This is a genomic window from Streptosporangium sp. NPDC004379 (assembly GCF_042873875.1).
Classification (GTDB): Bacteria; Actinomycetota; Actinomycetes; order Streptosporangiales; family Streptosporangiaceae; genus Streptosporangium.
Genome location: NZ_JBIAMC010000013.1, coordinates 35,739 through 59,587, shown reverse-complemented (window position 1 = coordinate 59,587; position 23,849 = coordinate 35,739). Strand labels below are relative to the sequence as shown.

Below are 23,849 nucleotides of genomic sequence, written 5' to 3'. Positions count from 1 at the left end.
AGCCCGTGGAACCTGGGGACGTCGCGGGCGGAAGGCGGGGCGTCCCTGTTCCGGCCCCCCACGGCGGACGGCGCTCCGGCCGCGAGGCGACGACCCGGCCGGGGAGAGGCGCTGCTCTGCGCCGCCGTGGGTGTCGCGGTTCTCCTCCTTGTCGGAAGCGTCCCGGGGGTCGCCGCGGGAGCGCTCGGCACCGCGGTCACATGGGTGTCGCTCCGCAGGCGAGAGCCTCCCGGATCACGTCGTGAGCAGGACCGTGTGGCGGCGGACCTGCCGCTGGCCGCGGATCTCATGGTCGCCTGCCTTCGCGCGGGACAACCGGTCACCGGAGCCGTCGACGTCACGGCCGAGGCGATCGGCGGGCCCATCGCGGAACGGCTGGCCTGGGTGAGCGGGCAGTTGAGGCTGGGAGCGGCGCCGGAGAGCGCCTGGCGGGCCCTCGCCGCCGAACGCCCGCTGGCGCCTCTCGCACGGACGATGAGCCGGGCGGCTCTCAGCGGTGCTCCGGTGGCCGATGTCCTCAGCCGGTTGGCCGACGACTCCCGTCACGAGGCACGGGCCGTGTCCTCCGCCGCGGCCCGTCGAGTCGGAGTTCAGGCCGTCGCACCGCTCGGCCTCTGTTTCCTGCCCGCCTTCGTCCTCCTCGGGATCATCCCCGTCGTCGCGGGTCTCGCCGACGAGGTGCTCCTTCCCTGACGTCCGGCGGGGTGCGGTGAAGGAACCTATGACGTCCGGTCAGGGTGTGGTGGGGGGACGCAGGAAGCCGAGGACCACGTGCCTGGCGATCTGGCTGCCGAAACCGCCCCACGACAGGTCGAACTGGTGATCCGCGTAAGGGATCTCCACGAGCTCGGTTCCGACTCCGGCGCCGGTCAGCCGGGTGGCGAGAGCCCTGGTGTCCTCCGCGGGCTGGAGGATGTCACGTCCGCCCTGGATCAACAGCGTTCGCGGCAGTCCCGCCCGGATGTGATGACGTGGCGACGCGCGGATCCGATCCTCGTCGGCCAGCCGCCATGTCTCCTCGGTGAGCTGCCGCCGTACCGGCTCGGAGAGCCGGAAGGCCGGGGGCATCTCGGCGGTCATGTCGCTCGGCGCGTACCAGGCGATGACGCCGTCCAGCTCGGCTTCGGGCACCTCGCAGGTGGGAGGGAGTTCGGCGGCGGTGGTGTACGCGGCCAGCAGGGCGAGATAGCCGCCGGCCGACTGGCCCATCAGGGTGATCCGTTTCGGGTCGGCGCCGTAACGTCCGGCATTGCGCGCCACCCAGCCGATCGCGCACTTGACGTCGCCGGGAGACGACCGCCAGTCGTAGTCCCGGAAGAAGCGGTAGTCCACGTCGAACACCACGTGGCCGGCGTCGGCCAGCCAGGTGTCCCATCGGGGAAAGGGGCTTTGCGGCGTGTCCTGCGCCCCGCCGTGCACGTTGATCACCACTGGCAACGGCCCCGAACCCGCCTTCGGGTTCGCCGGTCGCCAGACGTCGAGCATGAGGTCCGTGCCACCCGCTCGCGCGTACCGTACGGTCGCGTCGGGGCCGCGTTCGGCGGTGTCGGACAACCCGTCGAGATAGCCCGCCAGGCTCAGGGGGGCATCGTGGTCCTGGGCGGTCCGCCACGCCGAGACCGCCGGGAGGAGGGCGGCGACGAGCACCACCGCGTTCAGTGCGCCCGCGGCCGTCGCGGCCACCCGGCGACCGGTCCGTCCGGCTCCGCCTCCGGAGCGTGGGCGGCCCGTCGGCGGGGCTTCGTGCCCGGCGGACTCCGTCTCCGCGGAGTTCGGTACGGCGGCGGCCCTCCCACGTGCGGCGATCACCGCCAGGACGACGCCCACCAGGGCGAGCGGCACAAGGAGCAGGCTGAACTCCAGTGCCAGAAGGCCCATGGCCCACAGGGACAGGCTGGGCATCGGCAGCAGTGCCGTGCTCGCCGCCGTCGCCGTCACGAGGGCCATGAGCCAGGCTCCGGCCAGGGCGAGCCACCGTCCCGCCATCCGCTTACGTGTCCGCTGGTTCATCGTAAAACCTCGTCCACTTTAGAATACGAACGTATTTAATACTACTGTATTTGATAATGCGTGCGGGAGACTGGACGAGTGCCAAAGGTCGTCGATCATCAGGAGCGCCGTCGTCATATGACGGCCGCCCTGCTGCGCATCACCGAACGCGAGGGCCTCGAAGCGGTCAGCGTCCGTACGGTGGCCGCCGAGGCGGGTTGTTCCGTTGGGGCGGTGCAGCGCTACTTCACCACCAAGGACGAGATGCTGGCCTTCGCCCTGCACGCCGTCGTCACCGCGGAGAGAGAGCGTCTGCGGCATATCCGGCTGGATCCGGCCGGGATGACCTTCCCCGACGCGCTGCGTGCCACGATCATGGAACTGCTGCCGCTCGACGCGCGCAGGCGGGGCGAGGCCCGTGTCTGGGCCGCCTTCTACGCCAGGGCCGTCGTCCATCCCGAGTTCGCCGCATCGATCGAGGAACTGAACCGGGAGGCCCGCGAGAACCTCGGCAGGGTCTTCGGCTACGCCGAGTCCGTCGGCGAACTGCGTTCAGGGATCGACCACGACGCGCTCGCCCGGATCATTCTTTCGATCATCGACGGGCTCATGTGGGCGATCCTCATGAGCCCGTCCGAAGATCCAGGGATTCATGAGGCGACCGTGGACGCCGCGGTCCGCCTCGTCACCGAGCCGGTCAGGCGGATCCAGGAAGACCTCTGACCTCGCCCTCGACGATTTCGGGTATCTGTCCAGGCCTCGTCATCGCTCGCCGTGCGCCTCGGGCGGGGGAGCGGAGTTTTCCACAGGGAGCTCCCTCGGCCTCCGAGTTGTCCCCAGAACGTCGTTCGGCTCCTTCGGCGTCCACCCGCATCGGCGACCCTGGCTTCGCAGGCACCGGGCATGGGGTCCGGTCGCGGCATCCAGGAGGAGACATGGTTCGTTCGCCGAGCTCACCCGCCGCCGGCTCGCTCTCCGGCGGCGTCCGGAGGGGGCCGTTGCGCAGCGTGCCGGCGCTCCCGCCGGGCGGATGGCACGCGCGGTCGCGGCGCTGGGCGGAGAGGTTGTCCGCGCGGGCGCGCAAGGCTCTGGCCCGGCGGACGGCCGCCCTCACCGGCCCCGGCCGTGACCGGGGCATGTCCACCGCGGAGTACGCCGTCGGCACGATCGCCGCCTGTGCGTTCGCCGCACTTCTCTTCAAAGTGGTCACGAGCCCGGAGGTCCAGGAGCTGATCTCCAAGCTGATCAACCGAGCGCTGAACGTGGCGGGATGAGCCCGGCGAACGCCTTCGCTCCTCCTCGTCCGAGATCTCGTGCCCGTATCCACCCGAAGCCGGGTGCCCGAGCTCCTCGGCCCGCCGGGCTCCGCCGGTTCACCCGGTCCCGGCGGTCCGCCCGGTTCCACCGGCTTGGGAGGCCGGTCGGCGTCCTCGCCCGCCCGCACCGGTCCGGGGGATCGGTGACCGCCGAGACCGCCGTGGTGCTGCCCGCCGTCGTGGTGGTGCTGGCCGCCGCTCTGTGGGCGGTGGCGACGGTCGGGGCGCAGCTTCAATGCGTCGACGCGGCCCGGGCGGGTGCCCGGGCCGCGGCCCGGGGTGAGCCCGTGGAGCGGGTGCGTGCCGACGTCCTCGCCCTCGCCCCGATGGGAGCGGTGGTCAGGGTGGACGTGACCGCGGAGACCGTCCGAGTCGAGGTCGCCGCACATGTCCGGCCCCGCTGGGGTTCCCTGCTCCCCGCCGTCGAGGTCGGCTCGTCCGCCGTCGCCGCGCCGGAGCCCGGAGTCCCTGGAGTTTCCGATACGCCGGGAGCGTCCGGGGGATCCGAGGGGGAGCCGTGAGCCGGGGAGGCACGAACGACCTGACGGGCGACGGGTTGTTTCGCCGCGAGGCCGGAACGGCGGCGCGGAGCAGAGCCGAGCGAGAGCGAGGATCGGCGACGATCTGGGCGGTTGCCGTGATGGCGGCGGTATGGGCCATGGCGGCGGTGATCATGACCGTCGGCGCGGCCAGGGTGGGAAGGCATCGCGCACAGAGCGCCGCGGACCTGAGCGCGCTCGCCGCCGCCCGGCTGGCCTTCGTGGTTCCCGACCGTGGGTGCACGCGGGCCGAGGCGCTGGCCCGGGCCAATGGCGCGGAGGTCACCGGATGCGTCGTCGGCCAGGACGGCATCGCCGACATCCAGGTGACCTTACGGTTGCCGCTGCCCGGTCTCGGCTTTCGACCGATCACCGCGCTCGCCCGGGCCGGGCCGGTGTACATCGCCGAGTCCCCGGCGGAGTCGCCGGCGGGACCATGGGGCGGCTGACCGGCCGTCCGGCTCCCCCATCGCACCGGGACCTGTCCCCAGGGTCCTGTTCCGTGGTGAGGACCCACGGAACAGGACCTAGGAACCTGTCCCGAGGGAGAGCAGGACGGCGAGGAGCCGGAGCGCGCCGGCCTTGTCCAGAGGTTCGTTTCCGTTGCCGCACTTGGGTGACTGGATGCACGAGGGGCAGCCGTGGTCGCACTCGCAGGAGGCGATGGCCTCGCGGGTGGCCGTGAGCCAGTCGAGGGCCCGGGCGTAGCCGCGCTCGGCGAAGCCGGCGCCGCCTTCGTGACCGTCGTAGACGAAGACCGTGAGCAGGCCGGTGTCGGGGTGCGACTCGGTGGAGACCCCGCCGATGTCCCAGCGGTCGCAGGTGGCGAAGAGCGGCAGCAGTCCGATGGACGCGTGTTCCGCGGCGTGCGCGGCCCCGCCCAGGTCCAGGCCCTCCTCGGCCAGGGGGGTGACCACGGAGGCGGGCAGCGTCCACCAGACCGCCCGGGTACGCAGGGTGCGCGGCGGCAGGTCGAGGTCCTCGTCCCCGAGGAGTTCACCGCTCTGGGTGCGGCGTTTGAGATACGACACGACCTGGCGGGTGACCTCCACCGAGCCGAAGTGGAGCTCTCCCGGGCCCAGGGGCCGTGAACGCAGTGACTCGAGGATGGAGATCTCGGTGACGTCCCGGGCGAAGGTCGTGTAGTCCGGTGTTCCCGTCTCCACGAGGGCCACCCCGGCGTCCAGGTCGAGCTCCTCCACCAGGAACGTCTCCCCCTGGTGGACGTACACGGCGCCGGCGTGCACGGTCGTGTGGGCCGAGGGTTCGTCCACGGTGCCGAGCAGCCGCCCGGTGGATGCCTCCACGACCTGGATCGGCGATCCGCCGGCTCCCCGGATGTCGGCGAGGTCGGTGGCCCGTTCCCGCTTGGTCCAGAACCATCCGGTGGTGCGCTGGCGGAGGAGTCCGTCCTCGACGAGGCCGGCGAGCACCTCCTTGGCGGACGGGCCGAAGGTCTCCAGGTCGTCGGGGGTGAGCGGGATCTCGGCCGCGGCGGCGCACAGGTGCGGGCCCAGCACGTAGGGGTTCTCGGGATCCAGCACGATCGCCTCGACGGGCCGGCCGAAGAGGGCCTCGGGGTGGTGGACCAGATAGGTGTCCAGGGGGTCGTCCCTGGCGATGAGCACAGCCAGGGCGTCCTGTCCGTCCCGGCCCGCCCGGCCGGCCTGCTGCCAGAGGGAGGCTCGGGTGCCCGGCCAGCCCGCGATGAGCACGGCGTCCAGTCCGGACACGTCGACGCCGAGTTCCAGCGCGTTGGTCGTGGCCAGCCCCAGCAGCTCACCGGACCGGAACGCCCGCTCCAGCCTCCGTCGGTCGTCGGCGAGATACCCGGCCCGGTAGGCGGCCACCTTGTCCGGGAGACCGGCGAGCCTCCCGTCGCCGCCGGTGGATCCCGCGCCGCCGGTGGATCCCGCGCCGCCGGTGGATCCCGCGCCGCCGGTGGATCCCGCGCCGCCGGTGGATCCCGCGCCGTCGGCGTATCTCTCCACTTCGTGGACGGGCCTTCCCGCGTCGGCGGCCAGGTCCTCCAGCCTCGCCCGGGTGGTGAGGGCCACCGACTCGGCGGCGCGGCGCGAGCGGACGAAGGCCAGGGTGCGGACGCCTCCGGCGACCAGGTCGGCGAGGAGTTCGGCGCTCTCCATCGTTGCGGGACGGCGCACGGGGGCGCCGCCCTCACCGCGCAGTTCGGTCAGGGGCGGCTCCCACAGGGCGAAGGTGGTGGTGCCCCGGGGAGAGGCGTCGGCGGTCACCTCCTCGGCGCGCAGGCCGGTCAGGCGTGTGGCGAAGGCGCCGGGCTCGCTGGCGGTGGCCGAGGAGAGCAGGAAGACCGGGCGGGAGCCGTACCTGGCACACACCCGCCGCAGCCGGCGCAGGATCTGCGCCACGTGTGAGCCGAACACGCCCCGATAGCCGTGGCATTCGTCGATCACGACCACCCTCAGCCGCCGCCAGAAGGCCGACCACTGGGCGTGCCGGGGCAGCAGGGTGCGGTGGAGCATGTCGGGGTTGGTGAGGAGGTAGTTGGCGTGCCGGCGGGCCCACGCCCGTTCCTCGAACGAGGTGTCACCGTCGAAGGTGGCCGCGCGCAGCTCCGGCGGGTCGAGCTCGGTCAGCGTGCGCAGCTGGTCGGCGGCCAGCGCCTTGGTCGGCGTCAGGTAGAGCACCGTGCCGCCGTCGAGCACCTCGGAGACGGCCGGAACGAGATAGGAGAGGGTCTTGCCCGAGGCGGTTCCTGTGGCAATGATCACGTTTTGCCCGCCGCGGACCAGTTCGGCCACCTCGATCTGGTGTCGCCACAGGCCGGTGACGCCCAGGTTCGCCCAGCGCGTAACCAGACGTTCGTCCACCCAATCCGGCCAGCTCAGCGGTACGGCGGGGCGCGGAGGGACGTGCTCGACGTGGGTCACGCGGGCACGACGTGCGGGAACGTCGAGCAGGCGGGCGAGCGCGGAGCCCGCCCGGAGCGGCGAAGATGAGAGCGGAGTCACTGGTTTCCAGTCTGGCATCTGTGGGCAGAGTCGCCGGGAATCGTGATTTCGTATAGACACTGAGCGTACGCATGGTTGAATGCCGCGCGTCAGGGCTTGTCGTCTGGGGCCGTCCGGCCCCGGGGAGTCACGCCTGAATCGGTACTTTCGCAGGCAAGGCGCTGGAGGATCTGTGGATCTGAAGTTGGACCACCATTCCGAGGATCGTCTCACCATCGTTGAGGTCGAGGGTGAGATCGATGTCTACACCGCGCCCAGATTGCGTGAGCTCCTGATCGACCTGGTCAACAAGGGAAACTTCCACCTCCTGGTCAACATGGAGAAGGTCGACTTCCTCGACTCCACGGGCCTCGGTGTCCTGGTCGGCGGGCTCAAGCGAGTTCGGGCGCACGACGGCTCGCTGGAGCTGGTCTGCACCCAGGAGCGCATCTTGAAGATCTTCCGGATCACCGGCCTGACCAAGGTGTTCGGGATCTACGCCTCGGTCGATGAGGCCAAGGAAGCTCACGGCCGAGACAAGTAGTCATGGCCACTGTCGAGCTGACGTTCAGCGCTCTTCCCGCCCATGTCCGAACGGCACGCCTGGTCGCCACCGCGATCGCCAGGCGCACCGGGGTGGAGGAGTCGGTGCTGGACGAGGTACGGCTCGCCGTCGGTGAGGCGTGCTCCCGGGCCGTCGAGGCACACCGCCTTCACTGTCCGGGGGAGCCGATCCGCATCGAGCTCTCCGACGACCTGGGGCGTTTCGAGGTGACCGTCACCGACTCGGCCCCCAGCGACGAGTCGGAGCATGATCGCGGGATGTTACGGATCGACGATCCGCTCGGGCAGCTCCCCGACACCCTGATGTCCGGCTTCGGCATCGCGGTCATCGCGGGGCTCGCGGACGATGTCCAGGTCTATCCGAGCCCCAAGGGCATGCGCATCCGCATGAGCTGGCCCGCGGCGCCCAACGGCCTGCCCCGAGTCTGATCCGGGTCCGACCCGGGTCTGGCCCGGTGGTCGCCGGGGCAGACCCGATCCGACGTTCACGGATTCCGGTAGCCGGGTGCCTCACCGGGGCACCCGGCCGCCCACGTTCCTGGTCTCTCATTTTCGGCCAAAGCATAATTTTGGCCCCCGAAGACCGAAACATGCTTGAAATCTGGTTTCGGGCTCACCATGTGAGACGAATCGGCCTCGTCAGCGGGCTCCTTGACAAGGTTCGGCCAAACACGCTGTCAATTCACCGTGCGCGGAGGCTTTATATCCGCAGCCACGCTGCGTAGACTCCCTGGACCGGCCAAGGTTTGTCCTTCGGACCGGCCCGTCAGCGGGTCCGGCCCCCGGAGGAGGTCTGCGGACGCAACCGGAAGCGGCACTGCCAATACCCGGATGTGTGCCGCTTCTGTCGACCATCCACGGCGGCGCACTCCGGGCAGGACGTGAACCCGTCTTGCCGAGGAGAGTCGGATGTCTGTGCTTCGATCAGCCGTTGCCGATGAGCCAGCGGTATCCCTGAGCGGTTCCCATTTCACCATAGTGATCGTCGTGGCCGTCGTGGCCCTGCTGGCGCTCGCCGTAGCGGGTGTCCTGGTGCGGGAGGTGCTGGCCGCCGGCCAGGGCACCGAACGCATGCAGAACATCGCGCGAGCCGTACAGCAGGGTGCCTCCGCCTATCTGGCGCGGCAGTTCCGGACGCTCGCCGTCTTCGTCGTTCTGATCCCCTTCCTGCTGTACCTCCTTCCCGCCCCCTCGACCGGCGCGGCCATCGGCCGGTCGGTCTTCTTCGTCATCGGCGCCGTGTTCTCCGCGCTGACCGGCTTCATCGGAATGTGGCTGGCGGTTCGCGGCAACGTCCGCGTCGCCGCGGCGGCCCGCGAGTCGGGTGAGAAGCGCGCGATGCGGATCGCCTTCCGCACCGGCGGCGTGGCCGGCATGATCACGGTCGGCCTCGGCCTGCTCGGCGCGGCCATCGTGGTCCTGATCTACCGGGGCGACGCGCCCGCGGTGCTGGAGGGCTTCGGCTTCGGCGCCGCACTGCTCGCCATGTTCATGCGGGTCGGCGGCGGCATCTTCACCAAGGCGGCCGACGTCGGCGCCGACCTGGTCGGCAAGGTCGAGCAGGGCATCCCCGAGGACGACCCGCGCAACGCCGCCACCATCGCCGACAACGTCGGCGACAACGTCGGTGACTGCGCGGGCATGGCAGCCGACCTGTTCGAGTCGTACGCGGTCATGCTCGTCGCCAGCCTCATCCTGGGCAAGGTCGCCTTCGGCACCGAAGGACTGGTCTTCCCCCTGATCGTCCCGATGGTCGGCGTCATCACGGCGATCATCGGCATCTTCACCACCGCCCCGCGGAACGGCGACCGTTCCGGCATGAGCGCGATCAACCGCGGCTTCTTCATCTCGGCGATCATCTCGGCGGTGCTCGTCGCCGTGGCCGCCTTCGTCTACCTGCCGGGCAGCTTCTCCGAGCTGTCCGGGGTGAGCCCGCAGATCGCCTCCGTCACCTCCGACCCCCGCCTGATCGCGATCGGCGCGGTGCTCATCGGCCTGGTGCTGGCCAGCGCGATCCAGGTCCTCACCGGCTACTTCACCGAGACGAACCGCCGCCCGGTGCGGGACATCGGCGAGAGCTCGCGCACCGGTCCCGCCACGGTCATCCTGTCCGGCATCAGCGTGGGCCTGGAGTCGGCGGTCTACTCGGCGCTGATCATCGGCGCCGCCGTCTACGGCGCGTTCCTGCTCGGCTTCGGCAACGTCACCATCGCCCTGTTCGCCGTGGCGCTGGCCGGGACCGGCCTGCTGACCACGGTCGGTGTGATCGTGTCCATGGACACCTTCGGACCGGTCTCCGACAACGCCCAGGGCATCGCCGAGATGTCCGGCGACGTCGAGGGGGAGGGCGCCCAGGTGCTCACGTCGCTGGACGCCGTGGGCAACACCACCAAGGCCATCACCAAGGGCATCGCGATCGCCACGGCGGTGCTCGCCGCGACCGCGCTGTTCGGCGCGTTCCGTACGTCGGTCGAGACGGAGCTGGCCAAGGCGTCGGCGGGCGTGCAGGCGGCGCTGGGCAACTTCAAGGTCTTCAGCCTCAGCGTCGACTCCCCGAACGTCCTGGTCGGTCTGATCATCGGTGCCTCGGTGGTCTTCCTGTTCTCCGGCATGGCCATCATGGCGGTCGGCCGCGCGGCCGGGCGGGTCGTCTTCGAGGTGCGCGAGCAGTTCCGTACCAAGCCGGGCATCATGGCCGGCACGGAGCTGCCCGACTACGGCAGGGTGGTCGACATCTGCACCCGCGACTCGCTGCGGGAGCTGGCCACGCCGGGTCTGCTCGCCGTGCTCACCCCCATCGCGGTCGGCTTCGCCCTCGGGTACGCCTCCCTCGGCGCCTTCCTGGCCGGGGCCATCGCCTGCGGCACCCTGATGGCGGTCTTCCTCGCCAACTCCGGCGGCGCCTGGGACAACGCCAAGAAGCTCGTCGAGGACGGCCACCACGGCGGCAAGGGTTCCGAGGCGCACGCGGCGACCGTCATCGGCGACACCGTCGGCGACCCGTTCAAGGACACCGCCGGTCCGGCGATCAACCCGCTGATCAAGGTGATGAACCTGGTCGCCCTGCTCATCGCGCCGGCGGTGGTGACCTACGCCGACAACCCGGCGCTGCGGATCGGCGCCAGCCTGGCCGCGGTCGCCGTCGTCGTCGGCGTGGTGGTGATCTCCAAGCGCCGGTCGGCGAGCATCGCCCCGGCGGAGGACCGGCCCGCCGACCGGGAGCCGGAGCCGGAGCAGATCTCGCACTGAGGACGGCCTGCCGGCTCCGCCCTCGGAAGGCGGGCGGAGCCGGGGCAGGACCGGGTACGGCGGGCGGATCGGGCACGGTCCGCGAGGGCCGGACCGGTGAATCGGTACGGCTCACGAGCACGGACCGGCGAATCGGTACGGCCCGCGAGGGCCGGACCGGGTACGGCCGGCGAGGTCCGTGAAGCTCACGAGGGGGTGCGCCGGAGCGGCGCACCCCTTTCACGTGTGCGAGGTGGTGCGGTGGGAAACTGGACCACGTGACTTCTCCACTTCACGCGGCGGGCGGTGGCCAGGCCCCGGGCGGGCCGGGCGGCGAGCCGGCCCGATCCCTTCCGGACCCGTGGACCGCGGCGGGGACGCGGACGCGCCGGACCCGCCCGGCGCCCCTCTCTCCGGACCTCACGGAACGGCGGATCTGATGGAACAGCAGCCCTCCGGAGGCAAGACGCTCCTGCTCATCCTGCTGGGGATGGCCGTGGTGTTCGCGGTGATCGTCGGGCTCGCCGTCTGGGCGTCGGGGTGACGCCGCGCACGCTGGTCGTCCTCAGGCACGCCGAGGCCGCCACCGTCCCCGGCCTGGCAGACCGTGATCGTCCGCTGACGGCGCGCGGCGAGCACGACGCCCGCGGGGCGGGCGAGGCGCTCACCGATCTGGGGCTGCGCCCCGAGGTGGTGTTGTGCTCGCCCGCGCTGCGCACCCGGCGGACGGCGGAGCTGGCCCTGCCCGGCGCCGACATCAGATTCGAGACGGGCATCTACGAGGCCTATCCGGATGAGCTTCTTGAACTGCTCAGACGGAGTGATCCCGAGGTCCGCACGCTGGCGCTGGTCGGCCACAACCCCGGCGTCCACGAACTCGTCCTGGGCCTCTCCGGCGTGGACGGCGGCGACGGCTTCCCACCCGGCACGTTCGCCGTCCTCGAGACCGAGGACGAGTGGATCGGGCTCGGCGAGGGCCGCGGGGTCGCCCGCTGGTCACCAGCGCGGCGCTGAGGAGCCGCGGGACCGGCCGCCGGTCTTCCGGGATGGTGAGGAGCCGCAAGCCCGCCGCTGGTCACCGGGACGGCGCTGAAGGGCCACGCGATCGCCCGGCACCGAGGAAGCACGGCGTCGCCCGGCGGTCACCGAGGCGGTGCCGAAGGGCCGCGGGACCGGCCGCGCTCAGGGCGTCGGCGGGGTGACACCGTCCTCCGCGTCGGCGGCCTCGACCTCGGCGCGCGGGATGCCGAGCAGGTAGAGGATCGAGTCGAGGTAGGGCACGTTGACCGCGGCGTCGGCGGCCTCGCGCACCACCGGCTTGGCGTTGAACGCGATGCCCAGGCCGGCCGCCGAGATCATGTCCAGGTCGTTGGCGCCGTCGCCGATGGCCACGGTCTGGCTGATCGGGATGCCCGCCTCCCGGGCGAAGCGCTCCAGCGCCCGCGCCTTGCCGGGGCGGTCGAGGATCTCGCCGACCACCCGGCCGGTCAGCACGCCGTCCGTCACCTCAAGGGTGTTGGCGGCGGAGTAGTCGATCCCGAGATCCTCGACGAGGGCGTCGGTGAGCTGGGTGAACCCGCCGCTGACGATCGCGAACCGGTAGTCGAGCCGCTTGAGGGTCCGCACGAGCGTCCGCGCGCCCGGGGTGAGCACCAGCTCCTTGCGGACCGTCTCGAAGACCGACTCGGGCAGGCCGGCCAGCAGCGCGACCCGTCGGCGCAGCGACTCGGCGAAGTCGATCTCGCCGCGCATCGCCTCCTCGGTGACCTTGGCGACCTCCGGCAGGCAGCCCGCGTGCGCCGCGAGCAGCTCGATCACCTCGTCCTGGATGAGGGTGGAGTCGACGTCCATCACGATCAGCCGCTTGGCCCTGCGGTACAGGCCGGTCCGCTGCACGGCCACGTCCACCTGGTGCGCGTGCGCGGCGGCGGCGAGGCTGGCTCGCAGCATGTCCGGGTCGGCGCCGGAGACGGACAGCTCGATGCTGGTCACCGGGTAGTTGGACAGGCGCTCGATGCGGTCGATGTTGGCCCCGGCCGCGGCGATCCGGCCCGCGATGCCGGCCATCGCGGCGGGTTGCAGGGGCGAGCCGAGGACGGTGACGTGCAGCCGCCCGCGCCGCCGCTTCTCCTGCGGGTCGGTGCCGGTGGTCAGCTCGACGTGGAGGCCCATGTCCTCGGCGATGGCCTCCACGGCGGTCCACATGGCGCCGAGAGTGCCGCCGGTGCCGGTCGGCGGGCCTCCGGAGTAGGCGACGAGGACGCCGAGGGTGAGCCGGCTGCGGATGACGACCTGCTCGATGTCGGCGACGACGACGGGGAAGCCGGCGAGGACGGAGAAGAGCCGGGAGGTGACGCCCGGCCGGTCCGGCCCGGTCAACGTGATCAGGAGCGTGCGCTGGTTCATCGCCATCTACGCTACTTGGCTGGGGAAAATGCCGTGGATGCGGTTCACCATACGGACGCCTGGAGTTCGCCCCCCGCCTTACGACCGGAAAGGCCCCCGCCTTCCGGCGGGGGCCTCCCTGTCCGATCGTCGCGCGGCGGCGCGGGTCAGCGCACGACGCGCGTGCTGTGCCGCTTACCGTAGAGCCAGCTCTTGACGCCGAGACGCTCCAGTTCCTCGCGGCTCAGGTTCTCCGCGCCGTTGGGCACGTCGAAGGCCAGAACGCCGAGGGTGGTCTTCATCGTGCCCTTGGCGCTCTTCTTGACCTTCATCTCGAAGGTGAAGGAGACCGAGTCCCCGACCTTCATGGTCTTGTCGACCGCGCAGAAGGCGAACTGGTCCTCGCTGGCGCACGCGCTCTTCTTGGGACCGTAGTAGGACCACTTGCCGGTGACGTCGACGCCCTTGGGGGCGCCCACCACGATGTAGTACTCCCCGGCCTTGGACTCGTAGGGGCCGGTGTTGGTGGCCTTGAGGGTGTAGGTGATCTTCCCGCCGGGACGGACCTTCGCCGAGGCCGAGCCCTTGACGGCGAAGACCGAGAACGGGTCGTCGGCCTGCTTGGCCACGGAGACGGTGGAGGCCGCGGCGGGGGCGGTGGAGGCCGCGGTGGCCGCGGTGGCGGGGGCGGCGAACAGCATCGCGCCCGCGAGCGGGCCGGCCACGGCGAGGGTGACGATCTTGGAGATCGGGTGGCGCATTAAACGTCTCCCAGTAGAGGGGGGAACGGGGATATCGCACGTTCCCCGTGAAAGTCCAAGATTTTTACCACATTCTGCGGGAAATAGGGAATGGAATATGGAGACCCAAGGGGCCCATTGGTGTATCCGCGGTGAACCGGCGGGACCCCGGAACGCCAGCCGGGGCGCCGGAACCTCGGTCGTCCCTGGGCTTACGGGTCCCCGGAGGCCGATTCCCCGGCCCATTCACCAGCCGTTTCCTTCCGGGCCTGAACCGTTCCAAGGCCGGAACCGTACGGCGTGCCCCAGCGCCGGACGGGCGGTCACGACGGACCGGGCGCCCGCGATTTCCCCGCTCCCGGGAATTCGTTTCCGGCCGGAGGCGGCCGGGGACGACCGCCGCGGCCGGCGGTGATCGGGGCGCCGGGACGACGACGGCGCCGGCGGAGGATGCGGATGATTCAGACGGCGTCAGCGGATGATGAGGTGCAGGTCGCCGAACTCGTGCCACAGGTAGCCCGCCCCGAGGGCCTGCGCGTAGGACCGGGAGAGCAGTTCGTCACCGGCGAGCGCGGACAGCATCAGCAGGTGGCTGGAGCGCGGCTCGTGCAGGCCGGTCACCAGGCCGTCCACGACCCTCACCCCGGACCGCGGGGTGACGAGGTGGGTGGTCCAGCCGTCCGCGGCCCCGATCAGGCCCCCTGGCAGGGCGGCCGTCTCCAGCGCCCGCACCACGGTCGTGCCCACCGCGATCACCCTGCCCCCGGCCTCGCGCGCGGACGCGACCTGCCGCGCGGTGGTCTCCGGCACCTCGAACCTCTCCGGGTAGGGCGGTTCGTCCGCCTCCGGTGAGGCGACCCCGGTGTGCAGGGTGATCGGCGCGACGCCGATCCCGCGTGACACCAGCTCGGTCACCAGGGCGGTGGTGAACGGCCGTCCGGCGCTCGGCATCTCCGCGCTGCCGGGCCGCAGGGCGAAGACCGTCTGGTAGTCGGTCAGCGGCCAGTCCCGGCCCACGTAGGAGTAGCGGATCGGCACGCCGTACCGGCGCAGGTAGCCGAGGACCTCACGGTCCAGCCGGGCCCGCCACAGGCGCGGCGTCCGTCGCTCCAGGAGGTGCAGCGTGGCCCCTCCGGGGAGCGGCAGCCACTCGCCGGGCACGCCGCCCGGGTACGGCTCGCTCGCGCCGGTCCCGCGGTCCGCCCGGACCGTCACGCCGCTCGCCGCGCCACCGTCCGCCCCGCCGCCGCCGCCACCGCCGCCCCCCGTTCTCGTGCCCGTTCCCGTGCCGCCGGCCGTCTTCCCGGCGGGCCGGCCCGTACGGCGGCGCAGCTCCACCAGCCAGGTCCCGTCCTCGCATTCTGTCGAGAAGTGCACCGCGAGCCGGTCGAGCCGGACCGCCGCCGGGAGCGTGGCGGAGTTGTTGACCACCAGCAGGTCACCGGGTTCCAGCAGGCGGGGCAGGTCGGTGAACCTGTGGTGGCCGATCTCCCCGGTGCCGCGCCGCGAGACCAGCAGTCGCACACCGTCACGGGCCAGTCCTCGCGCCTCGGGCGGCTCATGGGCCTCCAGGCCGTCGGGGAGGGTGAAGTCGTGCGCGCCGCCGAGGAGTCCGTCCGGGAGCGTGACGTCGTGCGCGCCGCCGGTGTGGCCGTCCGGGAGGGTGACGTCGCCCGCGTCGCCGGAGCGTCCGTCCGGGATCGCGATGTCGTGCGCGCCGCTCATGAGCGGCTCACCCGCCCGCTCGGCGGACGCTCCGCCACCAGCCGCCGCAGCGTGGGGACCACCGTCTCCGGCGGGGAGGCCGCCGCCGCCTCCTGTTCGCCGACCGCGTCGGAGAGCATGGCCGTGCTCATCTCGCCCGGGTCCACCCACCAGACGGCGACGTCCGGCTCCTCGGCCGCCAGGACGTTGGAGAGCTGCTCCAGGGCCGCCTTGGTGGCTCCGTAGCCGCCCCAGCCCTCGTACGCCTCCACGGCGGCGTCGGAGGTGATGTTGACGATCGCGCCGCGCCGCCCCCGCAGGCCCGGCAGCGCCGCCTGGACCAGTGCCAGCGGGGCCAGCACGTTGGTCCGGAACAGGTCCTCAAGCTCCCCGAGCGGGTAGCGGGACAGCGGTGGCAACGGGACCGCGCCCAGCCCCGAGGCGTTGTTGACCAGCAGGTCCAGCCCGCCGTGGTCCTCCGCGGCACGGGCCAGCCGGTCCCGGTGGGCCGGGTCGGCGACGTCCCCGGCCAGGGCGAGGGCGCCGAGGACGCCGGCCGCGGAGCGCAGCGCCTCCTCTCCCCGCGCGGTGAGGATGAGGCGCCAGCCGTCGGCGGCCAGGGAGCGGGCCAGTGCCAGCCCGAGCCCACGGGAGGCGCCGGTGATGAGTGCTGTCTTCGTCATGTCCCCGACGCTAGGAACCGGCCCCGCGCCGCACATCGGCCACCGGCCGCAGGCCCCCCGGGCCGATGGTCCTAGGACCGCCGCCCCAGCCGCTTCACCAGGACGGACGTCTAGAGTTTCCATCTGTGGACGTGATGGGCGCCGGAGGCTCCGGAGACGAGGACCGGGACCAGGACAGGGACCGTGATGACGTCCTGCACGCGGTGAGCTCCGCCGTCCTCGCGGTCACCAGGCACCTGTCGGTCCGGGAGGTGCTGCAGGTGATCGTGCGGTCGGCGCGCCGCCTGCTGGACGCCCGCTACGCCGCGCTCGGCGTCCCCGACGACGACGGGGCGTTCGCCGAGTTCGTCGCCGACGGCATCACCGACGAGCAGTGGGAGGCGATCGGGCCGATGCCCCGCCAGCACGGCATGCTGGGGGCGATGCTGCGCGAGGGGGCGCCCGTCCGGCTCCCCGACATCCGCAGGGACGCCCGGTTCGAGTACTGGCCGCGCGCCCACCCGGTGCTCAAGGACTTCCTCGGAGTGCCGATCCGCGACGGCGACCGGGTGCTCGGCATCGTCTTCCTGTCGAACAAGCGGACCCGCGGCGGCTTCACCGAGGCGGACCAGCGGCTGCTCACGTTGTTCGCCGCGCACGCCGCGATCGCGCTGACCAACGCCCGCCTGTACGAGCGCAGCCGGGAGCTGGCCCTGGCCGAGGAGCGCACCCGGATGGCCAGGGAACTGCACGACGCGGTGACCCAGAAACTGTTCTCCCTCCGTCTCACCGCCCAGGCCGCGAACTCCCTGCTGGACCGCGACCCCGGCCGGGCGCGGCGGGAACTGGAGCGGGTGGAGCGGATGGCCGGGGAGGCGCTGGCCGAGCTGCGCGAGGTGATCATCGAGCTCCGTCCGGCCGACCTCGACCGCCACGGCCTGGCCGAGACGCTGCGCAAGCACGTGCGGCTGCTGGATCGCCTGCACCCGGCGGCCTTCTCCTTCGAGGAGGCGCCGGGGTGCGAGTTCGAGCCGGCGGCGGGGGCGGCCGTGCTGCGCGTCGCCCAGGAGGCGCTGCACAACGCCGCCCGGCACGCGGAGGCCCGGACGGTCACCGTACGGCTCGGCTGCGAGGGCGACCGGCTGGTCCTGGAGGTGTGCGACGACGGGCGGGGGTTCGACGTGGCGGCCGCCGCCGGACGCGGACTGGGCATCGCCTCGATGAGCGAGCGGGCCGGAGCCCTGGGCGGGGACGTGCGCGTGACGTCGCGACCGGACGCCGGCACGCTGGTGCGGATGGAGGTCCCCGCGTGATCCGCGTCCTGATCGCCGACGACCACCCGGTCGTACGGCAGGGCCTGCGCACGTTCCTGGATCTGCAGGACGACCTCGACGTGGTGGGCGAGGCCGCAGACGGCGCCGAGGCGCTCGCCCTGGTGGAGTCGCTCGCCCCGGACGTGCTGCTGCTCGACCTGAGGATGCCGGTCCTCGACGGCCTCGGCACGCTGGCACGCCTCGCCGGGCGGGAGCACGTCCCGCGGGTCCTGGTGCTGACCTCGGTCGGAGACCCGGAGGACGTCGCCCCCGCGCTACGGGCAGGGGCGGCCGGATTCCTGTACAAGGACGTCGATCCCGGCACGCTGGTCCAGGCCATCCGGACCGTCCACGGCGGCCAGGTGCTGCTCGCCCCCGAGGCCGCCGGGGCGGTGCTGTCGGCCTCCCAGGCCCAGGGGCCCCAGACGTCCCAGGACTTCCGGACAGTCCCGGTGGACCCGGCCGCGCCCTCCCCGCCCCGGCGGGGAGAGGGCCCGGTGGCGCCGCTGACCGGTCGCGAGCGTCAGGTGCTCGCACTGATCGCCTCGGGGCGGTCCAACCGGGAGATCGCCCGCGAGCTGGCGGTGGCGGAGAAGACCGTGAAGACCCACGTCTCCAACGTGCTGATGAAGCTGGGCGTGCAGGACAGGACCCAGGCGGCCCTCTACGCCGTCCGCCACGGCCTGGCCTGAACGGCCGATATCCCGTCATGGTCTGGTCCGAGCGGTCGGATCGTGTCCGCCACGGCCTGGCCTGAGCGGTCGGATCACGTCCGCCGCGGTCCGGAGAGGAGCGCCGGTCCGTTCCGCTCCCCGGGCCTCGTTCCACCTGATCCCCGTTCCGTCCCGGCCGGACGACCGGACCCGCCGATTGTTTCACTGCGGGATCATCTCGCAGCGGAACGATTTGTTAGGCTCGTAGCATGACGAGCGGTATGACGACGAGCGCGCCCCCGCGAACCGTTCGCGACCTCACCGGCATGCTCATGCACGCCGGCCACGTGCTGACGACCCGGTTGACCGCGGCCCTCGCCGAGATCGGCATCACCCCGCGCGAGCAGTGCGTCCTGTGGCACGCGGCCGAGGCCGAGCGCACCCAGATCCAGCTCGCCGAGCTGGCAGACCTCGACAAGACCACGATGGTCGTGACGATCGACAAACTGGAGAGGGCCGGATACGCCGAGCGCCGTCCGTCGAGCACCGACCGCCGGGCCCGGATCATCTCGGTCACCGAGGAGGGCATGCGGATCGTCGCCGAAGGCGCGAGGATCGTCGATCGCGTCCACGCCGAGGTGCTCGCCACGGTGCCCGAGGGGGAGCGGAAGGCGTTCGTCGACGCGCTGACGCGGCTCCTCGACGGCCCCCTCGCCGAGCCCGAGGAGGGCTGCGGACCGGTGCGGCGGTCCCGTCAGGCCCGCTGAACTCATGGCGACGCTGCGCGTCGCGGCTCGGGGTGGTGCTCATGGCGACGCTGCGCGTCGCGGCTCGGGGGCTCTTACCCGGTGTCTTCCCTCGTCACTCCGTCGCTTCGCTCCTGCGTTCCTCAGTCCAGACACCGGCGCCCCCGAGCGGGTCCCGATACCGGCGTTTCCGAGCGGGTCCAGACACCGCGTCCCCGGGTGGGCTCATGGCGACGCTGCCGCCGGTGGCCTCGTAACGGGGTCAGACGAGTTCGGTGATGGCGTGGTGGGCGGCCACCCGTGCCCGCCGTACGGCGCGGTCGAGATCGCGCAGCGCGGCGCCGCGGGCGGCGATCTGGCCGGAGGTGAGCCCCCGGTCGTCGGTGACCCGCAGCACCGCGGCCAGCCGGGCGGCGAGGGCCGCGACCCGGTGGGCGCGGGCCGGGTAACCCGGAGCCAGGCCGCCGTCGGCGGTGTTCGGCCGTGGCTGTCCCTGGACGGGGCCTCCCAGACCGAGCAGGGTGTCGGTGGCCGTGCGCATCGCCATGGTCAGGGCGTGCTCGGCCTCGGACAGGGAGGGGACGTCCGGGGCGTTGACGCTGGCCGCGAGCGCGCTCCAGCGGACCCCGGCGTACGATGACCCGCGGCGGTCGGACGCGGGCACCAGCCCGACGCACCGGCCGGGGAGGACGGCGATCGCCGCCTGCCCGGCCTCGATGGCCGCGGAGTTGAGAGGGGGCGGCCCGGTGAGTCCGAGCGGGTCGCCCGGTACCGGGAGGGCCAGGCGCAGCGACTTCATGCCGTCCATCCGCAGGCCGGCGAGGAAGCCGCGCAGACCGGTGTCGCCGGTCTCGGTGGCGACGAGCTGGGGTCCGCCACGGCGCTCGACGCGGTCGACGGCATCGTCGAGGCCGACCTGACCCGTCAGCCAGGCGTTGCCCCAGCAGACCAGGGTGGCCGAGATCTGTGAATCAGGGTGCACCGGTCCACGATATGCGCTTGTCCTGCAATAGGTTTTGTTCCAGCGATTCTCTAGGAGGGGTAGGGGCATGGGCGGTCAGGTGCTTCGGCTACAGGACGTCACCGTGCGCAGGGACGGTGCGGCGCTGCTTCGAGACATCGAATGGACCGTTCACGAGGACGAGCGGTGGGTCGTCATCGGTCCCAACGGCGCGGGTAAGACGACGCTGCTCCAGGTCGTCGGCGCGATGCTGTTCCCCACCGAGGGAGTGGTGGAGATCCTCGGGGAGCGCCTCGGGCAGAGCGACGTGTTCGATCTGCGTCCCCGCATCGGCCTGGCCAGCGCCGCGCTGGCCGAGAAGGTGCCGCCGGAGGAGAAGGTCATCGATCTCGTCCTCACCGCCTCCTACGCGATCATCGGTCGCTGGAACGAGGAATACGACTCCGGCGACGTCACCCGCGCCGTCGAGCTGATCGACCAGCTCGGCTGCGCCCACCTGATCCGCCGCCGGTTCGGCACGCTGTCGGAGGGCGAGCGCAAGCGGGTGCAGATCGCCCGCGCGCTCATGCCGGACCCCGAGCTGCTGCTGCTGGACGAGCCGGCCGCCGGGCTCGACCTGGGAGGCAGGGAGGACCTCGTCCGCCGTCTGTCGGCGCTCGCGCAGGACCCGAAGTCACCGACGATGGCGCTGGTCACCCATCATGTGGAGGAGGTGCCCGCCGGGTTCACCCACGCGCTGCTGCTGCGGCACGGCTCGGTGGTCGCCCAGGGTGAGATCGACCACGTGATGACCGCCGAGAACCTCTCCCGCACCTTCGGCATCCCGCTCAACCTGGAGCGAGGGCGCGACGGCCGCTGGTACGCCCGCGCGTACGACTTCTGAGTCTCTCCACCGGCTCTTCTGAGCCTTTCTCCCATCCCCTCCGTCTGCTTTCAGTCTCTTCTCCATCCGCTTCCGGGCCGCTACGGCCGCGGGGCGGCGGAGGCCACCCCGCCGACCGCTGACCGGAGCTCCCCTCCTAGCATCCGGTGGAGGCCGTGCACCGATCACCGGGCGCGAGCCGTACGACCGAGGAGGGGCCAGATGACACCGTGGGAGGCAGTCGCCGTCCTGGCGGCGGGGGTCGCGGCGGGCGGCATCAACGCCGTCGTCGGCTCGGGATCGCTGATCACGTTTCCGACCATGGTGGCCGTCGGGTTGCCGCCGATCGTGGCGAACGTCTCCAACAACATCGGCCTGGTGCCGGGGACGCTGACCGGCGCGCTCGGCTACCGCGCCGAGCTGGAAGGGCAGCGCGGGCGGCTGCTCCGGCTGGGGGTCGCCTCGACTCTGGGCGCGCTGGCCGGGAGCGTCCTGCTGCTGTTCCTGCCCGCCGAGACCTTCGACGTGGTCGTGCCGGTCCTGATCGGCCTGGCCTGCGTGCTCGTGGTGTTCCAGCCGAGGCTCAACCGGTTGCTGGCCGCCCGGCGCGAGCACGCCCACCCGCACGGCGGTCCCCTGCTGTGGATCGGGGTCCTCGCCGCCGGCGTCTACGGCGGCTACTTCGGCGCCGCCCAGGGCGTGCTGCTGATCGGGCTGCTCGGCAGCTTCCTCGACGACGGCCTGCAGCGTGTCAACGCCGCCAAGAACGTCCTGTCGCTGATGGTCAACGGCACCGCGGCGCTTCTGTTCATCGGGTTCTCGCTGTTCTCGGGGCGGGACGTGGTGGACTGGCGGGCCGTCGCGCTGGTGGCGGTCGGCGCGTCGATCGGCGGGTTCCTCGGAGCGAAGGTCGGCAGGCGGCTGCCGGCGCCGGTGCTGCGTGGCTTCATCGTGTGCGTCGGCGTCGTGGCGATCGTCAAACTGGTGTACGGCTAAAATCCCTCACTTGCGGGAACAACACGGTCATGAAAGGCGACCGTGTAGAGATCGTCATCGATGCGGGCGACAGCTCGCGCACCTACGACGTCGTCGCGACCAAGGCGGGCCGCCGGGTCGAGATAGCCAATCGCCGGGGCGGCGTGGTCGAAGTCAGCGAGGTCACCCGCAGCGGGACGGCGGTCCGCACCGCGCGGTTCATGTCCAGCCGGGTCCTCGCCCTCGTCGAGCATCCCGCCGACGGCCGGCCGGACGACGAGGAGTGACGGCGGGCCCCCGGGCGTTCTGACCGGGGGCCGGAAGCCGTGGACGCCGTTGCGCGGGCCCTCTTCACGAACCCGCTGGTTCGTCGACCGGCGAAGAGGGCCCGCGCAACGGCGCCTGGCGGAGCCGGAACCGATCCGGCCGAACCGGACCGGCGGAGCCGGAACCGGGACGGTGGGACCGGACAGCGGGACCGGACAGCGGGGTCACGCCGGGATGGGGCGGACCTGCAGCACACCGTCGCGGCGCAGCCTCGACTCGAAGGCCGGCTGCGGGGCGGTGGCGGGGCCGTGCATGACCGTGCCGTCGGACAGCCGGAACGTGCTGCCGTGCCAGGGGCACACCACGCAGTCGGCGCCCTGCACGGACGTCACGCGTCCCTGGTGCAGCGGCCCGGCCAGGTGCGAGCAGCGGTCGGCGAGCACGGTGACGTCCTCGCCCCTGCGCAGCACGAACAGGTCGATGTAGCCCAGCCGCCGGGTCACCGGCCGGCCGTCCGGCAGGTCCTTGAGATCGCACAGGTCGTGCCAGCCCAGCGGGACCAGGTGGGAGACCGACACGGCGTGGTTGGCCCCGGCCGCCTGCCGGTACGACATGTGGCCGCCGAGGTAGGCGCCCACGCCGCCGACGGCCAGTCCGGCGAACGACAGCATCCGGCCGCGCCGTTCGTCGCCCCGCACGCGCAGCAGCAGGGAGCCCGCGTAGAGGGTGAGCGCGGCCACGTTGGCCAGCGCGTGAACGAACCCGACCCGCTGTTGCTCGCGGTGGAGCGCCGACCAGTCGGTGATCCCGGACGCGGCCGTGGGAACGGACGCCACGAGGCCCGCCGCGAGCAGCGTCCGGGACGCCCGGGGGTCGGCGTCGGTCACGTCCAGCAGCGACGCCGACATCCAGCAGCCCAGAGCGACGTCGGTGAGCGGTGGATGGAGGGGCTTGCCGGTGGGAACCCCGTGCAGCAGGTCGCGCAGGAACCCGGGGCCGAGCCGCCGCCGCACCGCCCTGGACACCGCCTGAATCGGGCGATCCAGCTTCGTCGAGCGCTCCACGTTGCCGACGAGGTCGACGGGTGGAACGAACTTGCGGAAGCTCTGGCGGTTCGTTTTAACGTTTTCCTTCACGATCGTCCCCTTTCCAAGCGATAGGGACCTACCCGGGAACGGCGTTATGCACGCGCCAGATGTCCCCGGCTGACCGAGAGCTCGACGATCTCCGTGGCGTAGGCGCCGAGCGTGGGCGAGCCCTCCTCGATGATCCTCACCTTCTCCAGCACCTGCTCGGCGGTCACCTTGTACAGCGACCAGGTGCCGCCCTCGTTGTGGTGGTTGGCCAGGATCGGGGCGATCCGGTCGAGAGCCTTGGCGAACTTGGCCTCGGGGGTCCGGCGCTCCTCGAACTCGTCCCACAGTGCCCGCAGCCGCGTGGCCTGGTCGTCCGGGAGCAGTCCGAAGATCCGGTCGGCGGCCTTGCGTTCCAGGTCGAGCTGGGCCTCCACGGCGGAGGCGTCGTAGATGAAGGTGTCTCCGGCGTCGATCTCGACGATGTCGTGGACGAGCAGCATCGCGACGACTCTGTCCAGATCGATGCCCGGTGGGGCGTGCTCGGCCAGCACCATCGCCAGCATGCCCACGTACCACGAGTGCTCGGCGTCGTTCTCGCGCCGGGACCCGTCCATCAGGGTGTTGCGGCGCACGATGCGTCTGAGCTTGTCGATCTCCATGGCGAAGGCGAGCTGAGCGTGCAGACGGTCCTGTTCTGGAGGGGTGGTCACGCGCGTAAGCCTAATGCGCGCGGATCCTGCTTTTCCGAACGATCATCGGATCGGACGGGAACGGGAGGTGGCCGGATCGGCCGCCGCCCCCGGCGGCGCGCCGCCGCCTCACCGGCCGGCGATCCGGCGGCCGGCCCCGGCGACCTCGGCGGATCCGGCCGCGACCGCCGGGAACCTCCCGTGCCCGCTT

The 23,849-nt window shown here is 71.9% G+C and carries 24 protein-coding genes; 15 read left to right on the top strand and 9 right to left on the bottom strand.

All coding sequences use genetic code 11. The features are described from left to right. Nucleotides 1-255 precede the first annotated feature (255 nt). The gene (locus tag ACFYSC_RS26010; protein ID WP_389966657.1) at nucleotides 256-693 is read left to right on the top strand and encodes a type II secretion system F family protein; all 438 of its coding nucleotides are present in this window, start codon (nucleotides 256-258) and stop codon (nucleotides 691-693) included. A 39-nt stretch (nucleotides 694-732) separates the two neighbouring features. Here the strand turns inward: ACFYSC_RS26010 and ACFYSC_RS26005 are convergent, their stop codons facing one another. Continuing rightward, entirely contained in the window at nucleotides 733-2,010 is a 1,278-nt protein-coding gene (locus ACFYSC_RS26005) for an alpha/beta hydrolase (protein WP_389966654.1), read from the bottom strand. Nucleotides 2,011-2,127: 117 nt separating this feature from the next. On the opposite strand from ACFYSC_RS26005, the gene ACFYSC_RS26000 reads away from it, so the two are divergent. The 4 genes from ACFYSC_RS26000 to ACFYSC_RS25985 all read left to right on the top strand — a co-directional run bounded on the left by ACFYSC_RS26000 (nucleotide 2,128) and on the right by ACFYSC_RS25985 (nucleotide 4,293). Further along, entirely contained in the window at nucleotides 2,128-2,712 is a 585-nt protein-coding gene (locus ACFYSC_RS26000; RefSeq protein WP_389966651.1) for a TetR/AcrR family transcriptional regulator, read from the top strand. A gap of 212 nt (nucleotides 2,713-2,924) precedes the next feature. Then, entirely contained in the window at nucleotides 2,925-3,263 is a 339-nt protein-coding gene (locus ACFYSC_RS25995; RefSeq protein ID WP_362941178.1) for a DUF4244 domain-containing protein, read from the top strand. Nucleotides 3,264-3,448: 185 nt separating this feature from the next. Further along, complete coding sequence (locus ACFYSC_RS25990) at nucleotides 3,449-3,826, top strand: TadE family type IV pilus minor pilin (RefSeq protein ID WP_389966646.1); 378 nt, start codon at nucleotides 3,449-3,451, stop codon at nucleotides 3,824-3,826. Continuing rightward, nucleotides 3,823-4,293 (top strand): Rv3654c family TadE-like protein, encoded by a 471-nt coding sequence (locus tag ACFYSC_RS25985; protein WP_389966643.1) that lies wholly within the window; start codon nucleotides 3,823-3,825, stop codon nucleotides 4,291-4,293. Before ACFYSC_RS25990 ends, ACFYSC_RS25985 begins: the two co-directional genes overlap by 4 nt. A 78-nt stretch (nucleotides 4,294-4,371) precedes the next feature. Here ACFYSC_RS25985 and ACFYSC_RS25980 read toward each other — a convergent pair whose 3' ends face one another. Beyond that, complete coding sequence (locus tag ACFYSC_RS25980; protein WP_389966640.1) at nucleotides 4,372-6,753, bottom strand: DEAD/DEAH box helicase; 2,382 nt, start codon at nucleotides 6,751-6,753, stop codon at nucleotides 4,372-4,374. 253 nt (nucleotides 6,754-7,006) lie between these two features. On the opposite strand from ACFYSC_RS25980, the gene ACFYSC_RS25975 reads away from it, so the two are divergent. The 4 genes from ACFYSC_RS25975 (at nucleotide 7,007) to ACFYSC_RS25960 (ending at nucleotide 11,619) form a co-directional block, all read left to right on the top strand. Beyond that, entirely contained in the window at nucleotides 7,007-7,357 is a 351-nt protein-coding gene (locus tag ACFYSC_RS25975; RefSeq protein WP_030916965.1) for an STAS domain-containing protein, read from the top strand. 2 nt (nucleotides 7,358-7,359) lie between these two features. After that, nucleotides 7,360-7,806, top strand: a complete 447-nt coding sequence (locus ACFYSC_RS25970) for an ATP-binding protein (protein ID WP_389966637.1) — start codon at nucleotides 7,360-7,362, stop codon at nucleotides 7,804-7,806. A 480-nt stretch (nucleotides 7,807-8,286) separates the two neighbouring features. Further along, nucleotides 8,287-10,626 (top strand): sodium-translocating pyrophosphatase, encoded by a 2,340-nt coding sequence (locus tag ACFYSC_RS25965; RefSeq protein ID WP_389966634.1) that lies wholly within the window; start codon nucleotides 8,287-8,289, stop codon nucleotides 10,624-10,626. Nucleotides 10,627-11,145: 519 nt separating this feature from the next. Next, the gene (locus ACFYSC_RS25960; protein WP_389966631.1) at nucleotides 11,146-11,619 is read left to right on the top strand and encodes a SixA phosphatase family protein; all 474 of its coding nucleotides are present in this window, start codon (nucleotides 11,146-11,148) and stop codon (nucleotides 11,617-11,619) included. Between the two features lie 168 nt (nucleotides 11,620-11,787). Here ACFYSC_RS25960 and serB read toward each other — a convergent pair whose 3' ends face one another. The 4 genes from serB to ACFYSC_RS25940 all read right to left on the bottom strand — a co-directional run bounded on the left by serB (nucleotide 11,788) and on the right by ACFYSC_RS25940 (nucleotide 16,117). Next, nucleotides 11,788-13,011, bottom strand: coding sequence for a phosphoserine phosphatase SerB (gene serB / locus ACFYSC_RS25955; protein WP_362941154.1), 1,224 nt, complete (start codon nucleotides 13,009-13,011; stop codon nucleotides 11,788-11,790). 146 nt (nucleotides 13,012-13,157) lie between these two features. Further along, nucleotides 13,158-13,751, bottom strand: a complete 594-nt coding sequence (locus ACFYSC_RS25950) for a hypothetical protein (protein ID WP_389966627.1) — start codon at nucleotides 13,749-13,751, stop codon at nucleotides 13,158-13,160. 450 nt (nucleotides 13,752-14,201) lie between these two features. Further along, nucleotides 14,202-15,455 (bottom strand): S-adenosylmethionine:tRNA ribosyltransferase-isomerase, encoded by a 1,254-nt coding sequence (locus ACFYSC_RS25945; protein WP_389966624.1) that lies wholly within the window; start codon nucleotides 15,453-15,455, stop codon nucleotides 14,202-14,204. Next, nucleotides 15,452-16,117, bottom strand: a complete 666-nt coding sequence (locus tag ACFYSC_RS25940) for an SDR family NAD(P)-dependent oxidoreductase (protein WP_389966621.1) — start codon at nucleotides 16,115-16,117, stop codon at nucleotides 15,452-15,454. The genes ACFYSC_RS25945 and ACFYSC_RS25940 overlap by 4 nt, the downstream gene beginning before the upstream one ends. A gap of 134 nt (nucleotides 16,118-16,251) precedes the next feature. Between ACFYSC_RS25940 and ACFYSC_RS25935 the strand changes: the two genes are divergently transcribed. The 3 genes from ACFYSC_RS25935 (at nucleotide 16,252) to ACFYSC_RS25925 (ending at nucleotide 18,829) form a co-directional block, all read left to right on the top strand. Next, nucleotides 16,252-17,409: a GAF domain-containing sensor histidine kinase gene (locus ACFYSC_RS25935; protein WP_389967132.1), complete on the top strand. Its 1,158-nt coding sequence runs from the start codon at nucleotides 16,252-16,254 to the stop codon at nucleotides 17,407-17,409. Continuing rightward, a complete protein-coding gene (locus tag ACFYSC_RS25930) occupies nucleotides 17,406-18,101 on the top strand; it encodes a response regulator (protein WP_389966618.1) in 696 nt (231 codons plus the stop codon). Before ACFYSC_RS25935 ends, ACFYSC_RS25930 begins: the two co-directional genes overlap by 4 nt. 230 nt (nucleotides 18,102-18,331) lie before the next feature. Next, entirely contained in the window at nucleotides 18,332-18,829 is a 498-nt protein-coding gene (locus ACFYSC_RS25925) for a MarR family winged helix-turn-helix transcriptional regulator (RefSeq protein ID WP_389966615.1), read from the top strand. A gap of 241 nt (nucleotides 18,830-19,070) precedes the next feature. Here the strand turns inward: ACFYSC_RS25925 and ACFYSC_RS25920 are convergent, their stop codons facing one another. Beyond that, nucleotides 19,071-19,790, bottom strand: coding sequence for a hypothetical protein (locus ACFYSC_RS25920; RefSeq protein ID WP_389966612.1), 720 nt, complete (start codon nucleotides 19,788-19,790; stop codon nucleotides 19,071-19,073). Between the two features lie 67 nt (nucleotides 19,791-19,857). Between ACFYSC_RS25920 and ACFYSC_RS25915 the strand changes: the two genes are divergently transcribed. From ACFYSC_RS25915 to ACFYSC_RS25905, 3 genes are all read left to right on the top strand, one after another. Next, the gene (locus tag ACFYSC_RS25915) at nucleotides 19,858-20,652 is read left to right on the top strand and encodes an ABC transporter ATP-binding protein (RefSeq protein ID WP_389966609.1); all 795 of its coding nucleotides are present in this window, start codon (nucleotides 19,858-19,860) and stop codon (nucleotides 20,650-20,652) included. A gap of 201 nt (nucleotides 20,653-20,853) precedes the next feature. Continuing rightward, the gene (locus ACFYSC_RS25910; protein WP_389966606.1) at nucleotides 20,854-21,627 is read left to right on the top strand and encodes a sulfite exporter TauE/SafE family protein; all 774 of its coding nucleotides are present in this window, start codon (nucleotides 20,854-20,856) and stop codon (nucleotides 21,625-21,627) included. Between the two features lie 29 nt (nucleotides 21,628-21,656). Then, a complete protein-coding gene (locus tag ACFYSC_RS25905) occupies nucleotides 21,657-21,893 on the top strand; it encodes a hypothetical protein (RefSeq protein WP_389966603.1) in 237 nt (78 codons plus the stop codon). A gap of 204 nt (nucleotides 21,894-22,097) precedes the next feature. Here the strand turns inward: ACFYSC_RS25905 and ACFYSC_RS25900 are convergent, their stop codons facing one another. Both ACFYSC_RS25900 and ACFYSC_RS25895 read right to left on the bottom strand, forming a co-directional pair. Beyond that, the gene (locus ACFYSC_RS25900) at nucleotides 22,098-23,009 is read right to left on the bottom strand and encodes a Rieske 2Fe-2S domain-containing protein (protein WP_362938910.1); all 912 of its coding nucleotides are present in this window, start codon (nucleotides 23,007-23,009) and stop codon (nucleotides 22,098-22,100) included. Nucleotides 23,010-23,053: 44 nt separating this feature from the next. After that, nucleotides 23,054-23,608: an HD domain-containing protein gene (locus ACFYSC_RS25895; protein ID WP_362938940.1), complete on the bottom strand. Its 555-nt coding sequence runs from the start codon at nucleotides 23,606-23,608 to the stop codon at nucleotides 23,054-23,056. Between the last annotated feature and the right edge of the window lie 241 nt (nucleotides 23,609-23,849).